We start from the raw sequence: 14,219 nt of genomic DNA on the forward strand, positions 1-14,219 counted from the left end.
ACGGCACATCGATCCGAGCGGGAGACGGGCGACCATGGGTGCGAACGCCACGGGAAAGAGCGGGAAGTCGGCGGGATTCTCCGAGCAGGAACGCGCCGCCATGAAGGAGCGCGCGGCGGAGCTGAGAAAGGAGTCGGGCCGCGGTCGTGGCGACAAGGCCGCCGCCGACGAACTCGACGTGTTGTCGAAGATCGCCGAGATGGAGGCCGCGGACCGCGCGGTGGCCGAACGCATCCACGCCGTCGTCACCAGCGCCGCGCCGGAGCTGGCGCCGAAACTCTGGTACGGACAGCCGGCGTACGCCCGGAAGGGAAAGGTGGTCTGCTTCTTCCGGAGCGGGAAGGGCGACAAGGAGCGTTACTCGTCGTTCGGATTCACCCCCGCGGCGAACCTCGACGATCCGGGTGGCCTGTGGCCCACCTCGTACGCGGTGGTCGAGCTGACCGCGAAGGCCGAGGAGACGATCGCCGACCTCGTCCGGAAGGCCGTGAGCTGAACCGCCTCCGGCGACCCTGACCCGCCGGCCCCGGGCCCGTCCGGGTACGGGGCAGCGGGTCGCCCCCGCCTGTGCCAGCATCACCGGTGTCTGTCTGGGGCGTACGGGGGAGGACCGTCGTGGACGAGGTGGAACTGCGGCGCCCGGCATGGCCCGACGTCCTGGGTGTCGTGGCGGCGGCGGCGGTCGGGGTGGTCTTCGCGGCGCGGGTGTCTCCCCTGGTGCTGATCTCCGCGTTCACCGATCTGGTGGCGGCACCGGCACCGGTCGACGCGACGTACGCGGCGGCGCTGGTCGCGGTGGCGATCGCGGTGCCGGTCCTGCTGACCCGGGTGTCGGGGTGGCTGGTGACCGCCGCCGGTCTGGTGGTCGTCCTCGCCCTCGACGTGCTCGTCGGCGACGTCACGATCGCGCTGCTGCCCGACCGGGTGCCGCGCTCGTCGGACGTGGTGGTCGCGTTCGTCGTCGCGGGGTGCCTCGGGTTGTCGGTGGGCGGTGTGCTGCTCGCGGCCGCGCGGACCGCCCGGTCCGCCCGGTGGCTGGTGGCGGCGGCCCTGGCCGGTGGGCTGGTCCTGCATCCGCTGGTCAGCACCCTGATCCGGGCGGCCCTGCCGGACCCGTCGGGGGCCGGGAACTGGCCGGTCGTCGTGGAGGCCACGTCGCTGCAACCGGCCGACGTCCAGCTCTGGGTCGCGGTCGCCGCCGCGGTCGCCGTCGCCGTCGTCCCGCTCGTCCGGCGGGAGCCGGCGGTCCGACCCGGTGCCGCCCGCCCCCGGCCGGGCGCCGTCGTGGTGGTGGCCGGCGCGGCGGCCCTGCTGCTGGTCGGTCTCGCGCTGCGGCTGCGGGTGGTCGACGCGTTCCGGCTCAGCCCCGACGGGCTCGCCGGTCCCCGCCGGCAGCGGGCGGTGGAGTCGTTCGCCCACTACTCCGTCGTCGTCGTCGCCACCGTGGTCGCGCTGCTGCTGGTCTGGTACGCCTACCGGACCGGTCGGGGCCGCGCGGCCCGGTGGGTGGTGCTGTGCGCGGCGGCGGCGCCGATCACGCTGCTCGTGCTCCGCGTCGAATCGGTCGCACCGGCGTCACGCCACGCGGTGGTCCTCGTCTTCGGCCTGCTGGCGGTGGTCGGCGGGGCGCTGGTGGGCCGGCACGCGGCGAACCTGGCCCCGTGGGACGCGGTGGGACTCGTGGTCGCCGCCGTGGCGACGCCGTTGGCCTCGCCCGTCCTGCGCCGCGAGTTTCCCTCGCTCGACCTGGTCGGGCCGGTGCTGATCGTCACCGGGCTGGGCCTGGCGTTGGGCTGCGGCGCGGCGTTGGTCGCGCGCGGCGACGACCGGCCGGAGTCGCCGGCCACCACGCTCGTCCTCGGGCCGGCCGCGCTGGTGCTGTCCGCGACCGCGTTCGCGCCGCTCGTGGCGCGCTTCCAGTTCCAGGGGCCGGGCCAGGAGGCGCCGGTATTCACCGTCCCGGTCTTCGCCGGAGTGGCCGCCGTGCTGCTGGTGCTGCTGTTCGGCTTCTCCCGGGCCGTCGACCGTCTCCGCCGGGACCTGCGCGCCGAGGCGGCCACCCCACCGGCGGCGGTCACCCCACCGGCGGCGGTCACCCCACCGGACGGGGCCGTGCCGCGTGACGGGTCCGCGCCGTGACGGCCCCCGACCGGGGACCCTAGAGCAGGGAGTCCCGCCACTGGCGGTGCAGGGCGGCGTACCGGCCGCCGGCCCCGGCCAGCCGCTCCGGTGAGCCGTCCTCGACGACCCGGCCGGCGTCGAGCACCAGCACCCGGTCGGCGATCTCCACGGTGGACAGCCGGTGCGCGATGACCAGCGCGGTGCGGTCGGCCAGGATGGTGCCGAGCGCGCGCTGCACCGCCCGCTCGGTCGGTACGTCCAGCGACGACGTCGCCTCGTCCAGGATCAGCACCGCCGGATCGGCCAGGAAGGCCCGCGCGAACGCGACCAGCTGACGCTGCCCGGCCGAGAGCCGGCCGCCGCGCCGGTGCACCTGCGTGGCGTACCCGTCGGGCAGCGCGGCGATGAAGTCGTGCGCGCCGATCGCCCGTGCGGCGGCCTGTACGGCGGCGTCGTCGGCGCTCGGCCGGCCGAACCGGATGTTCTCCGCCACCGTGCCGCCGAACAGGTGGGTCTCCTGGGTGACCAGGACGACCGCCCGGCGCAGGTCGGCGTCGGCGAGGTCGCGCAGGTCCACGCCGTCCAGGGTGACCGTGCCGGCGACCGGGTCGTGGAACCGGGCGAGCAGCTTGGCGATCGTCGACTTGCCGGCGCCGGTCGGTCCGATCAACGCCACCGTCTGTCCCGCCGGCACGATCAGGTCCAGGTCGGTGAGGATCGGCGCGTCGGGGCGGTAGCCGAAGGTGACCGACCGGAACGCCACCCCGCCGGGGTGCGGCACCGCCGGCAGGGGTACGGGTCGGGCCGGTTCCGGTACGCCGGGCCGCTCGTCCAGCACACCGGCGAGTTTCTCCAGGGCCGCCGTCGCCGACTGCAACGAGTTGTAGAACTGGCTCAGCTCCTGCATCGGCTCGAAGAACCGTCTCAGGTAGAGCAGGAACGCGGCGAGCACCCCCAACTCGGTCGCCCCGTGCAGCACCCGCCAACCGCCGTAGCAGAGCACCGCCGCCACGGTCACGTTGCCGATCACCTTGATGCCCGGCGAGTAGGTGGCGATCAGTCGGAACGCGGTCAGGCTGGCCCGGCGGTAGTCGTCGCTGACCGCCGCGAAGATCTGCTGGTTGCGCGGCTCGCGGCGGAACGCCTGCACCGCCCGGATACCCCGCATCGACTCGACGAAGTGGACGATGACCAGCGCGATCGTCTCCCGGGTACGCCGGTAGGCGGCGGCCGAGGCGCGGGCGAACCAGCGGGACAGCGCGAACAGGAACGGGAACGCCAGTAGCGTCACCGCGGCCAGCGGCAGGTCCAGCCAGAGCAGGATGCCGGCCACCGACAGCACGGACAGCGCGGCGAGCACCAGGCTGTCCAGGCCACCGCCGGCCAACTCGCCGATCGAGTCCAGGTCGCTGGTCAGCCGGGAGACCATCCGACCCGACGTGTACCGCTCGTGGAACGCCACCGGCAGGCGCAGGAACTGCGCGTACACCCGCTGGCGGAGGTCGAGCAGAACGGCCTGGCCGATCCGCGCGGAGACGGTGAGGAAGCCGCGGCGGGCGGCGTACTCCACGGCGGAGGCCGCGACGAACGCGGCGGCGACGGCGGCCAGCGGCCGGTAGTCGTCGGCCCGCAGCGGGTCGATCGCCCGGTCGATGCCGAGCATCACCAGGTAGGGCCCGGCCATCGCCGCGGCGTTCTGGCCGAGCAGCAGCGCGACGGCGACGCCGAGCTGCCGGCGGTGCGGGCGCAGCAGGTCCCGCAGCAGCACCCGGCTCAGCGAGCGGAGCCGGGACACCGCCTCCGGATCGGTGTCCTCGGCGCGGCTGCGGTCGGCGTCCGGTTCGACGGCGACGCCCCGCCAGCGGGTGAGGTCGTCCGCGTTCGCCGTCACGACCGCACCAACCCGCGCCCGTCCGGCGCCGGCCCGGCGGCGGACACCGGGGGCGGCGGCTCGGCGGAGAGCACCGCGCGGTACGCCGGCACGCCCGCCAGCAGCTCGGAGTGCGTGCCCACGGCCACGATCCGGCCGGCGTCCAGCAGCGCCACCCGGTCGGCGAGGGCGATGGTGGACGGCCGGTGCACGACCAGCAGGGCGGTGGTGTCGCCGAGCACCCGTTTCAGGGCCGCCTCGACCAGGGCTTCGGTGTGCACGTCCAGCGCGGACAGCGGGTCGTCGAGGACGAGCAGGGCCGGGCGGCTGAGCACCGCGCGGGCCAGCGCCAACCGCTGCCGTTGCCCGCCGGACAGCGACAGCCCCTGCTCGCCGACCCGGGTGGCCAGGCCCCACGGCAGGTCGTACGCGAAGTCGGCCTGCGCCAGCGCGAGCGTCGCCCGGACCTCCTCCTCGGTGGCCTCCGGGCGGCCCAGGGTGAGGTTCTCCCACACCGACATGGAGAACAACGTCGGCTCCTCGAACGCGACGCCGACCACCCGGCGCAGCGACGACAGCCGCAGGTCCCGCAGGTCGTGGCCGTCCAGGGTGACCCGGCCCTCGGTCACGTCGTGCAGCCGCGGGACCAGCGAGAGCAGGGTGCTCTTGCCGCAGCCGGTGGCACCGACCAGGGCCAGGGTCTCGCCCGGCTCGACGGTGAGGTCGATGCCGCGCAGGACGGCCCTCGCCGTGCCGGGGTAGCGGAACGTGACCCCCTCGAACCGCAGCCGACCGGTGACCTCGGCCCGGGTCAGGGTGACCGCGTGCGGCGCGTCCAGGATGGCCGGCGGGGTGTCCAGGACCTCGCGGACCCGGTCCGCCGCGGTGGCCGCCTCCTGCCCGTTGGCGATGATCCAGCCCAACCCCTGCACCGGCCAGGTGAGCATCAGCTGGAGGCTGATGAACGCCACCAGCTCACCGATGGACAGCGCACCGCGTGCGGCCGCCGCCGCCCCGGCCACCAGCACCAGGCCGAGGACCAGGTTGGGCACCAGGTCCAGCTTCGCCGACGTACGGGCGAGCAGCCGGCCCTTGCCGACGCCGGTGTCGTGCAGCGTCCGCGCGCTGGTGGCGAACCGGGCGGTCAGTTCCGGCCCCCGCCCGTACGCCTTCATGGTGCGCAGGCCCTGCGCGGTCTCCTCGACCAGCGTGGCGACGTCGCCCTGCTGGTCCTGCATCCGGCGGGACGCGGTGTGGTAGGCCCGGGCGAACCGTCTGGTGATCACGAACAGGGGGATCGCGCTGCCGGCCACCACCAGGCCCAGGACGGTGTGCAGCCGGATCAGCAGCGCCACCACGACCAGATAGGTGACCAGGTTCAGCACCAGGAAGAAGAGGCCGAAGGAGAGGAAGCGGCGGATCACCGACAGGTCGCTGGTGATCCGGGAGAGCAACTGCCCGGACTGCCACCGGTCGTGGAAGCTCGGCGCCAGCCGTTGCAGGTGGGCGTACACGTCGTCCCGGATGGCCGCCTCGATCGCCATCGAGGACGACGACTGCACCCAGCGCCGGACGAAGATCAGCAGCGCCTCGACCAGGCCGAGCAGCAGGGCCAGGCCGGCCAGCCGGACCAGGCCGGCCGGCTCCTGCCGGGCCACCGGGCCGTCCACCACCCGCTGCGCCACCAACGGTACGGAGATCCCCGCCCCGGTGGCGGCGAGCCCGGCGAGCATCAGCCAGCTGAACTCGGCCGCGTACGGGCGCAGGTAGTGGCGCAGCCGCCAGAGGTTGCGCAGCGGATGTCGGCCGGCTGGTGAGGCCGGACTGCCGTCGCGGTCCGCAGGCATACCCGACGGTAGCGGCAAACGGGAGGCGCGCCGGTGTCAGCTTCCCGTCAACCGTCCCTCATGACCGAGAAGCCACTTCTTCACGTCCAGCCCCCAGCGGTAGCCGCCGAGCGTCCCGTCGGTGCGCAGCACCCGGTGGCAGGGGACGAAGAGGGCGGCGGCGTTGCGGGCGCAGGCCGCCGCCGCGGCGCGGACGGCCGCGGGGCGGCCGGCCAGCCCGGCGTACGCCGTGTAGGTCACCGGTTCGCCCGGCTTCACCTCGCGCAGCACCGTCCAGGCGTGCGCCATGAAGACACCCGGCGTGTGCTGCTCCACCGGCACCGCGTCGATCGCGGCGAGGTCGCCGTCCAGGTAGGACGCCACCGCGGCGGTGACCGGTCCGAGGTCGGCGCGGTGTCGCAGCGGTGCCCGCAGGCTCGGGTGGACCAGTGGGAGCAGGCTCCCCGGGTCGGCCGTGAACCCCGCCGCCCGGACCGCCCCGTCGGGTGTGGCCAGGATGCTCAACGGGCCGGCCGGGGTGTCGAAGACCGTGCTGTCGATCGTGCTCGTGCTGCTCATGCTGCTCTCCAGAGTCGGATCACCGCGTACGAGCGCCAGGGGCGCCAGCGGTCGGCGTACGTGTCGAGGGTCGACGGGGCGTCGGGGAGGCCGAGGGCGGCGGCACCGCGCCGGACGGCCAGGTCGGTGGGGAGCAGGACGTCCGGGTCGCCGAGCGCGCGCATCGCGACGTAGCCGGCGGTCCACGGGCCGATCCCGGGCAGTTCGGTCAGCCGACGGCGGGTCTCCTCCCGGTCCCCGCCCGGCTCCAGGTCCAGCCGGCCCTCCGCGACCTCCCGGGCGAGCGCCCGCAGTGTCTCCCGCCGCCCACCCGGCATCCCGAACCCGTCATCCGCAACCCGCAGAACCTCCACCGCCGAGGGAAACCCCGTCAACCCACACCCCTCGCCCGGTTGATCATGGTGTTGGCGGGCGGGTCGATCTCCGGACCACCCGTCAACACCATGATCGGCGCTGTCGGCGCTGTCGGTGAGGAGGCGGGTGTGGGTGAGGAGGCGGGTGAGGGTCGTGCGGGCGCTTTTGACCGTTATCTGTTGGCCGATCACGGCGCGGACGGCCATTTCGAAGCCGTCCACCGCGCGCGGCACCCGGACGCCGGGGTCGGCGGCGACCGACCTGGCCAGCGCCGGGTCCTCCGCCAGGGTCTGGTCGACCGCGGCCGGGTCCGCGTCGAGGTCGAACAGGCGGCGGCAGCGGGCCACCGCCGGAGCCAGGTCCCGCATGTCGGCCAGCCGCAGGGTCGCCGCCACGTACCCGTCGGTCGGGGTCAGGGTCGCCTCGCCGGTGCCGTGCGGCAACCGCAACCCCCGGCGGTACGCACCGTCGCGTACCTTCTCGACCCCGGGCAGCGCGCGGAGGGCGAGGAAGTCCAGCAGGGCCGCCACGTGCAGCGGCGGACGGTACGCGAGCCGCACCGTGATCGTGCCCGCCCCGGCCGGCGCGGGTCGCGCACCCCGGGCGGTACGCAGCTCGGACGGAGCCACCCCGTACACCTCGCGGACCGTCTCGTTGAACTGCCGCACACTGCCGAACCCGGCCGCGAACGCGATCTCCGCCATCCCCAGTCCGGTGGTCTCGACAAGCGTGCGGGCGGTCTGCGCGCGCTGGGCCCGGGCGAGCGCGAGCGGCCCGGCCCCCAACTCGGCGCGGAGCATCCGGTGCAGGTGCCGCTCGGTGTAGCCGAGGCGGCCGGCCAGCCCCGGCACGCCGTCCCGGTCCACCACGCCGTCGGCGATCAGCCGCATCGCCCGCCCGACCAGGTCGGCGCGTACGTCCCACTGGGGTGACCCGGGCGCGGCGTCCGGCCGGCAGCGGCGGCAGGCGCGCAGCCCGGCGCCCTGCGCGGCGGCGGCCGAGGGGAAGAACCGGACGTTCTGCCGCTTCGGCGTCATCGCCGGGCAGGACGGCCGGCAGTAGATCCCGGTCGACGTCACGCCGGTGTAGAACCACCCGTCGAAACGCTGGTCACGGCTGTCCACGGCCCGGTAGCACCGCTCGAAGTCCAACTCCACGCCACCGATGATGCCCCCCAGGTCAGCCGCCCGGCTCGCGGAAATCGGACCACGCCGTCGGCGGTGCAAGGAAGGGCACCTTATTAACGCCTCCGGTAGAGGAAGGGCCCCCGCTTAACACCCGCGGCGTCGGCGCGAGCAGCCGCGGCGTCGGCGCGAGCAGCCGTGGCACCTGGGCGAGCAGCCGTGGCGCGGAAAGTGTCGGTTGTGGTGGGTACCGTCCGGTCACCAACTCAAGAAGGGGTGCGGCGATGGCAAGCGTTGCGGGTCGGGGAGCGGCGTCGACACGGGACGAGTTGCCCCCGCTGGACCCCACCGTGGTGCAGGGCTTCTACCACCGTATGCGCGCGGTCGCCCCGGCCGCCGTGGGCGCCCTGGAGCGGGACCGGGCCGACGACCCGGGGCGGGCGTTCGGCGACACCGCCTGCGGCCGACTGGTCCGATCGCTGGACGCCGACGCGCTGCGCGCCCTCGGCATGTGGGTGCACCACTGGTGCATGCGTTTCTACGACGACGACACCCGGGTGGCGCTGCGGCTGGTCCGGGAGATCGCCGGTCGGCCGGGCCTCGGCTGGACGCCCGACGAGGTGCGTTGGATGCTGCGCGAGTCGCACGCGGCCGGCCCGGCCGCCGACGCCCGTTTCACGCTGCCGCTCGCCGCCGCCGGCGAGCTGGCTCCCGGCGCCCTGCGCATCGAGCCCGTCGTTCCCCGCCAGCCGGGTCCCCGCGACTGACGGTGCGGTGCGGGCCGGTCGGCGGTGGCGCGTGGCGACAGTTGACCGACGACGGTCGCCGCCAGCGCCACCGCGAAACCGATCGTCTGCCCGCCGCTCAGTGCCTCGCCGAGGACCAGCCAGCCCAGCACGGCGGCGGTCAGCGGACTGAGCGCGCCGAGCAGGGACACCTGCGTGACCGGCATCCGGGCCGCACCCCGGAACCAGAGCGCGTACGCCAGGGCGGTGCCGACCAGCGTCAGCCACGCGTACCCGAGCAGTGCCGGCGCGTCCGGCGTCGGCACGGGTCCCTCGACGGCGAGCGCGACGGGGGCGATCATCAGGCCCCCGGCGGTGAGCTGCCAGCCGGTGGCGGTGAGCGTGCCGACGCCCGGCGGGCGGCCCCAGCGGCGGGTCAGCACGAGGCCGGCCGCCATCGCGACGGTGGCGGTCAGGCCGGCGGCGACACCGGTGAGGTCGAGTGCGGCGTCCGGTCGGAGCACGACCATGGCCACTCCGGCCGGAGCGGCGACGGCGGCGACCAGCGCGCGGCGGTGCGGGCGCTCCGCCAGCACGAGGATCGTCAGTCCGGCGACGACCAGGGGCTGGACCGCGCCGAGGACGGCGGCGGTGCCCCCGGGCAACCGGTACGCGGCGTGGAACAGCAGTGGAAAGAACGCGCCGATGTTGAGCGCGCCGAGCACCGCCGACCGCCACCACCACGAGCCGCGTGGGCGGTGCCGGGTCAGGGCCAGCAGGAGCAGTCCGGCCGGTAGGGCCCGGATCACGCCCGACCAGAGCGGATGGCCGGGCGGCAGGAGCTGGCTGGTCACCAGATAGGTGGTGCCCCAGGCCGCCGGTGCGGCTGCCGTGATCACGACGTCGGCCACTCGTGAACCCATCACGCCCCCTCAATAGCTCGTCGCTAAGTATCTTAGTACTAAGCTACTTTGGGGTGAGAGAGATGAAGGGTGGGACGTGCGGCACAATCGCCGTGTGGCGGAGCGGGACGACGTCGACGCGATCGTCGAGCAGTGGCGGCGAGAGCGACCCGGGATGCGACCCGAACCGATGGCCGTCTTCGGGCGGATCTACCGGCTGGCCCGGCTCGTCGGCGACGTCCAGGAGCGCACGTACGCCCGCTGGTCCATCAGCCGTGGCGAGTTCGACGTGCTGGCCGCGCTGCGGCGTGCCGGCGCTCCCTTCACGCTTGCGCCCCGGGTCCTCACCGCGTCGCTGATGCTCACCTCCGGTGGGATGACCGGACGGCTGGACCGACTGGAACGGGCCGGACTGATCCGGCGCTCACCCGACCCGGCGGATCGGCGGGGCCTCCAGGTCACCCTCACCGACGCCGGTCGGCACCTGGTCGAGGAGGCCGCCGACGCCGGCCTCGCCGTACAACGCGACCTGCTCGACGCCCTGCCCCCGGCGGACCAGGAGCGGCTGGCGGACCTGCTGCGTACCCTCCTCGGCGCCGTCCCCGACCAGGGAGCTTGACCGCCCGCCTCCCGGGTGCCCGGGACCGGGAACGGCTGCGGCAGGATGGGGAGCCACCGATGAGAGGACGACCATGCCGGCCAGCGAACCCACCATCATCGCCACCAGCATGGGCATCTCCGCCCCGCGTCGCGCCGGCGAGCCTCGGCGGGTCAATCCCGTCTTCGACCTCGCCGCCGAGCTGGCCGGGGCCGGTGGGCAGCCGCGCCTGTGCTTCCTCGGCCAGGCCGAGGGGGACCAGCCGACGACCCTCACCCGGGTCTACGAGACGTTCGCCGGCAGCCGGTTCCGGATGACGCACCTGGCGCTGTTCCCGATGCCGAACGTCGACGACGTCCGCGCCCACCTGCTGGCCCAGGACGTGATCTGGGTGGGCGGTGGCAGCGTGGCGAACCTCTGCGCGGTGTGGCGGGCGCACGGCCTCGGCGAGATCCTGCGGGAGTGCTGGACGGCCGGAGTGGTGCTCGGCGGCGTGTCCGCCGGCTCCATCTGCTGGCACACCGGCGGCGCCACCGACAGCTTCGGCACCACGCTGCGGGGGTTCACCGACGGTCTGGGCTGGCTGCCGTACGGCAACGGGGTGCACTACGACAGCGAGGACCAGCGCCGGCCGCTGATGCACCGGCTGGTCGGCGGCGGCACGCTGCCGACCGCGCACTGCACCGACGACGGCACCGGCCTCGTCTACCGGGGGCAGCGCCTGGTCGAGGCCGTCGCGGACCGGCCGGGTGCCTCGGCGTACGAGGTGAGCCGGGCCGACGACGGCACCGTGACGGAGACGGCGATCACGCCTCGGCTGCTGGGCTAGGCCGCAGCCGGCGGACCGCGTCGAACACCTGGGCCAGCTCCGCGGCGTCCTCGCCGGCGTGGTGGGTGTGCGCCACGCCGGACAGGCCCAGCTCGCGCTTGATCGTGCTCTGGTGGACGCCCGCCCACTCGCCGCCGGTGCGGCCCATCCAGTAACTGCGCAGGTCGATCCCGGAGCCGGTCGCGCCGAACGGGCTGTGCCTGACGAACCGGACGAAGTACCAGTGCACGAACATCCCGTCCCACACCGCCGGGGCGGCGAGGAACACCGGCCGGCCGATCTGGCGCAGTCCGTCGACCCAACCCTTCGCGGCGGCCATCGCCTCCTCGGCCCGGGGAGCCTCGCGGAGCAGCAGGTTCCGGTCCAGGCCGGAGACGGCGAGCGCGGCCGGCACGTAGTCCTCGGAGATCGGCCGCAGCTCGGTGTAGAAGGTCAAATCCGGCCGGCCGACCACCGCCATGCCCAGCGACAGCATGCTGTACGGCCCGGGGATCGGCCCGTCCGCCTCGACGTCGACGGCCACGTACAGCTCGGGAAGCTTGTCGGTCACGAGCGGACGCTACCCCCTTTCGCGGGACTGCCTGCCCGGCGGCCGGGACGAGGCGCGTAAGCTGGCCCGTCGTGAGTCTCACCATCGGCATCGTCGGCCTGCCCAACGTCGGCAAGAGCACCCTGTTCAACGCGCTGACCAAGAACGACGTGCTCGCGGCGAACTACCCGTTCGCCACCATCGAGCCCAACGTCGGCGTGGTCGGGCTGCCGGACGAGCGGCTGGCCAAGCTCGCCGAGATCTTCTCCTCGCAGAAGATCCTGCCCGCGCCGGTGTCGTTCGTCGACATCGCCGGCCTGGTGCGCGGCGCCTCCAAGGGGCAGGGGCGGGGCAACGCCTTCCTGGCGAACATCCGCGACGCCTCGGCGATCTGCCAGGTTGTCCGCGCCTTCTCCGACCCGAACGTGGTGCACGTCGACGGCAAGATCTCCCCGGCCGACGACATCGAGACGATCAACACCGAGCTGATCCTCGCCGACCTCCAGACCCTGGAGAAGGCGCTCCCGCGGCTGGAGAAGGAGGCCAAGCTCCGCAAGGACCGGGCCGCCGCGGTGACCGCCGCGAAGAAGGCCGCCGAACTGCTGGACACCGGGGTCACCCTCTACTCGGGCGCCGCCAAGGCCGGCATCGAGCTGGAGCACCTGCGCGAGCTGCACCTGCTCACCACCAAGCCGTTCCTCTACGTGTTCAACGTCGACGAGGCCGAGCTGGGCAACGCCGAGTTCCTCGACGAGCTGCGCGCCCTGGTCGCCCCCGCCGAAGCCGTCTTCATGGACGCGAAGATCGAGTCGGAGCTGGTGGACCTGCCCGAGGACGAGGCCCGCGAACTGCTGGAGTCGATCGGGCAGAGCGAGCCCGGCCTGGACCAGCTGGTCCGGGTGGGCTTCCGGACGCTCGGGCTGCAGACGTACCTCACCGCCGGCCCCAAGGAGGCGCGGGCCTGGACCGTCCCGGTCGGCGCGACCGCGCCGGAGGCCGCGGGTGTGATCCACTCCGACTTCCAGCGGGGGTTCATCAAGGCCGAGGTGGTCTCCTACGACGACCTGGTCACGGCCGGTTCGATGGCCGCCGCGAAGGCGGCGGGCAAGGTCCGGATCGAGGGCAAGGAGTACGTGATGCAGGACGGCGACGTGGTGGAGTTCCGCTTCAACGTCTGAATCCGGCCCGTTCCCGCAGGTCAGCCATGGCGTGATTACGGGCGGGCATCGCGGCGGCCAGGGCGCGCACCTGCTCGACGGTCAGCGGCACGAGGCGTTCCCGAGGGGTTGACGGCAGGCTGACCCGCACCACCGGAGAGTGCCCGACGATCCGATCCAACACGGTGGCTGCGGAGGTTGGCTGTGGCATGTCCTTGGTGACCGAGTCCTCGGCGCCGGGCCCTGGCGCTACGGGGCGAGCAATGCCTGGGTCAGGGTGGCAAGGTTCGAGACGACCGGGGTCTGGTCAAAGGCTAGGTGTTTGCGTGAATCGCGTCCGCACTCGCAGCCGAGGCCAATCGCACCCGTACGCCGGGCACGGTACAGCCGCAGGAACGAACCGCTCACGACAAGGCAGGACGCGACGGGCACTCCGAGCAGATCGGCCGCGCGTTCAGCTGTGCATCCGGCGTCGATCCCGGGGAGGTCGAGTCCCTGCCGACCGGCGACGGCAGCGACGTACCTATCCAGAGTATGCGCTCGGAGCGTGGCCAACACCGCGTCCTCGGAGAGGTCGCTGATCACGGCTACCTTGCGCCCGGCGGCAGCACAGACGGCGAGGAGTTGGTCCAGGTCCCGCGCCGGCCTAACGGTGAGCGCCGCGTCCACCTCCAGACGCGACATGAGTGCTTCCGCCTCAACGGCGTGATCAGGTTCGCGCCTCGCGAGAAACTCCAGCGTCTGGTAGGCCCCGAAAAATGACCACGTGACCGGCACTGGTCGGGACCGGGGTTGGCGACTCATCAGCAAACCCGTGATCGCCTTCTCACGGGCTTCCGGACCCATCGCGGCCTGCACGTCGAACATCACACCGTCAAAGTCCAACAGCACATGTTGGGCTCGACCGACAGCACGCGCGACATGGGCCCGCACCCTCGTTGCGGTTCGGCCAGCAGGCTGATCCACATCCACCCCCGAGTCCGTGCGGAACGGCCGATCATCGCCTGCTTCATATCACCCCCGGCCCCGACCACCGAATCCTCCGACGGTTCCTTCGGGACGAAGAAGTCGCTGCCGGAACCATGGCCGAGCACACGAGCTCAGGTCTGCGGCCTCCGGCGCGCCGGTGCGCTCCACCCGGGCGAGCAGCTCCCGCGCCCGCCACCAGTTCGACGCGACGACCCGCCCCGACTCCACCGCTGCGGCGGCGGGCGCGCTGGCCTCGGCGGGGCTGCCCGCGGCGACCAGCGTCAGCCACAGGTCGAGACGCGCCGAGCCCGACCGGCGCGGACGGGCGCCGCCATCCCCGGCAGGGTCCCGCTCGGCCAGCACCGACCGGGTGACCTGCTCGTTACGCACGCGTGGCCTGAACAGACGGCCCGCCAGGGGCAACCCTGGCGGGCCGCTGCGTCACCGCCGACCCGTCACGACCGGCAAGCGGCCATCAGCCCGGCGACCGCGGTCACGAGGCCGCTCACGGCCACGACCAGAGCCGTCACCTTCCCCCACGAACCACCGTCACGTTCGGGCTGGCGTTCCTGCTCGCCGCTCTCCCTCGTTACCGACATGCCTGTGCCCTTCCATCAGATGCAGAGGTTCGGGGCG

General features: G+C 73.6%; 13 protein-coding genes and 2 pseudogenes. 6 read left to right on the plus strand and 9 right to left on the minus strand.

Features of this window, described 5'->3' with window-relative positions; translation table 11 throughout:
• The first annotated feature begins 34 nt into the window (after window positions 1–34).
• Together D7223_RS19750 and D7223_RS19755 are read left to right on the plus strand one after the other, a co-directional pair.
• The gene (locus D7223_RS19750) at window positions 35–496 is read left to right on the plus strand and encodes a DUF1801 domain-containing protein (RefSeq protein WP_120729873.1); all 462 of its coding nucleotides are present in this window, start codon (window positions 35–37) and stop codon (window positions 494–496) included.
• A gap of 119 nt (window positions 497–615) precedes the next feature.
• Window positions 616–2,139 carry a hypothetical protein gene (locus tag D7223_RS19755; RefSeq protein ID WP_120729874.1) on the plus strand — a complete coding sequence of 508 codons (1,524 nt, stop codon included), beginning with the start codon at window positions 616–618 and terminating at the stop codon, window positions 2,137–2,139.
• A 19-nt stretch (window positions 2,140–2,158) separates the two neighbouring features.
• On the opposite strand, the gene D7223_RS19760 is transcribed toward D7223_RS19755, so the two are convergent.
• The 4 genes from D7223_RS19760 to D7223_RS19775 are packed head-to-tail and all read right to left on the minus strand — an operon-like array spanning window position 2,159 to window position 7,907.
• Complete coding sequence (locus D7223_RS19760) at window positions 2,159–4,012, minus strand: ABC transporter ATP-binding protein (RefSeq protein ID WP_120729875.1); 1,854 nt, start codon at window positions 4,010–4,012, stop codon at window positions 2,159–2,161.
• Window positions 4,009–5,838, minus strand: coding sequence for an ABC transporter ATP-binding protein (locus tag D7223_RS19765; RefSeq protein ID WP_120729876.1), 1,830 nt, complete (start codon window positions 5,836–5,838; stop codon window positions 4,009–4,011). The genes D7223_RS19760 and D7223_RS19765 overlap by 4 nt, the downstream gene beginning before the upstream one ends.
• Before the next feature lie 36 nt (window positions 5,839–5,874).
• On the minus strand, window positions 5,875–6,396 hold the full coding sequence (locus D7223_RS19770) for a methylated-DNA--[protein]-cysteine S-methyltransferase (RefSeq protein WP_120729877.1): 522 nt from the start codon (window positions 6,394–6,396) through the stop codon (window positions 5,875–5,877).
• A complete protein-coding gene (locus tag D7223_RS19775; RefSeq protein WP_120729878.1) occupies window positions 6,393–7,907 on the minus strand; it encodes a DNA-3-methyladenine glycosylase 2 family protein in 1,515 nt (504 codons plus the stop codon). Before D7223_RS19775 ends, D7223_RS19770 begins: the two co-directional genes overlap by 4 nt.
• Before the next feature lie 251 nt (window positions 7,908–8,158).
• On the opposite strand from D7223_RS19775, the gene D7223_RS33650 reads away from it, so the two are divergent.
• Window positions 8,159–8,641 carry a hypothetical protein gene (locus D7223_RS33650; RefSeq protein WP_238162120.1) on the plus strand — a complete coding sequence of 161 codons (483 nt, stop codon included), beginning with the start codon at window positions 8,159–8,161 and terminating at the stop codon, window positions 8,639–8,641.
• 110 nt (window positions 8,642–8,751) lie between these two features.
• On the opposite strand, the pseudogene D7223_RS19780 reads toward D7223_RS33650, so the two are convergent.
• Window positions 8,752–9,522: pseudogene (locus tag D7223_RS19780) on the minus strand (EamA family transporter); the annotation flags it as partial.
• Window positions 9,523–9,616: 94 nt separating this feature from the next.
• Here D7223_RS19780 and D7223_RS19785 point away from each other — a divergent pair.
• Entirely contained in the window at window positions 9,617–10,120 is a 504-nt protein-coding gene (locus D7223_RS19785; protein ID WP_238162121.1) for a MarR family winged helix-turn-helix transcriptional regulator, read from the plus strand.
• Window positions 10,121–10,193: 73 nt separating this feature from the next.
• Window positions 10,194–10,928 carry a Type 1 glutamine amidotransferase-like domain-containing protein gene (locus D7223_RS19790; protein ID WP_120729880.1) on the plus strand — a complete coding sequence of 245 codons (735 nt, stop codon included), beginning with the start codon at window positions 10,194–10,196 and terminating at the stop codon, window positions 10,926–10,928.
• Here the strand turns inward: D7223_RS19790 and D7223_RS19795 are convergent.
• Window positions 10,906–11,478 (minus strand): exonuclease, encoded by a 573-nt coding sequence (locus D7223_RS19795; RefSeq protein WP_120729881.1) that lies wholly within the window; start codon window positions 11,476–11,478, stop codon window positions 10,906–10,908. The genes D7223_RS19790 and D7223_RS19795 overlap by 23 nt on opposite strands.
• 71 nt (window positions 11,479–11,549) lie before the next feature.
• Between D7223_RS19795 and ychF the strand changes: the two genes are divergently transcribed.
• Window positions 11,550–12,635, plus strand: a complete 1,086-nt coding sequence (gene ychF / locus D7223_RS19800) for a redox-regulated ATPase YchF (RefSeq protein WP_120729882.1) — start codon at window positions 11,550–11,552, stop codon at window positions 12,633–12,635.
• On the opposite strand, the gene D7223_RS19805 is transcribed toward ychF, so the two are convergent.
• The 3 genes and pseudogenes from D7223_RS19805 to D7223_RS19815 all read right to left on the minus strand — a co-directional run.
• The gene (locus D7223_RS19805; RefSeq protein ID WP_186832341.1) at window positions 12,625–12,825 is read right to left on the minus strand and encodes a hypothetical protein; all 201 of its coding nucleotides are present in this window, start codon (window positions 12,823–12,825) and stop codon (window positions 12,625–12,627) included. The genes ychF and D7223_RS19805 overlap by 11 nt on opposite strands.
• Window positions 12,826–12,863: 38 nt before the next feature.
• The gene (locus tag D7223_RS19810; protein WP_147252681.1) at window positions 12,864–13,499 is read right to left on the minus strand and encodes an HAD family hydrolase; all 636 of its coding nucleotides are present in this window, start codon (window positions 13,497–13,499) and stop codon (window positions 12,864–12,866) included.
• Between the two features lie 129 nt (window positions 13,500–13,628).
• Window positions 13,629–13,964 (minus strand): annotated as a pseudogene (locus D7223_RS19815) (hypothetical protein); the annotation flags it as partial.
• Between the last annotated feature and the right edge of the window lie 255 nt (window positions 13,965–14,219).

This window comes from Micromonospora endolithica (assembly GCF_003626595.1).
GTDB lineage: Bacteria > Actinomycetota > Actinomycetes > Mycobacteriales > Micromonosporaceae > Micromonospora > Micromonospora endolithica.

Excerpts from the sequence above, each read along its gene's own strand:
- D7223_RS19750 (WP_120729873.1), top strand. The coding sequence starts at position 35 with ATGGGTGCGAACGCCACGGGAAAGAGCGGGAAGTCGGCGGGATTCTCC.
- D7223_RS19765 (WP_120729876.1), bottom strand. The coding sequence starts at position 5,838 with ATGCCTGCGGACCGCGACGGCAGTCCGGCCTCACCAGCCGGCCGACAT.
- D7223_RS33650 (WP_238162120.1), top strand. The coding sequence starts at position 8,159 with ATGGCAAGCGTTGCGGGTCGGGGAGCGGCGTCGACACGGGACGAGTTG.
- D7223_RS19805 (WP_186832341.1), bottom strand. The coding sequence starts at position 12,825 with ATGCCACAGCCAACCTCCGCAGCCACCGTGTTGGATCGGATCGTCGGG.
- D7223_RS19790 (WP_120729880.1), top strand. The coding sequence starts at position 10,194 with ATGCCGGCCAGCGAACCCACCATCATCGCCACCAGCATGGGCATCTCC.
- D7223_RS19770 (WP_120729877.1), bottom strand. The coding sequence starts at position 6,396 with ATGAGCAGCACGAGCACGATCGACAGCACGGTCTTCGACACCCCGGCC.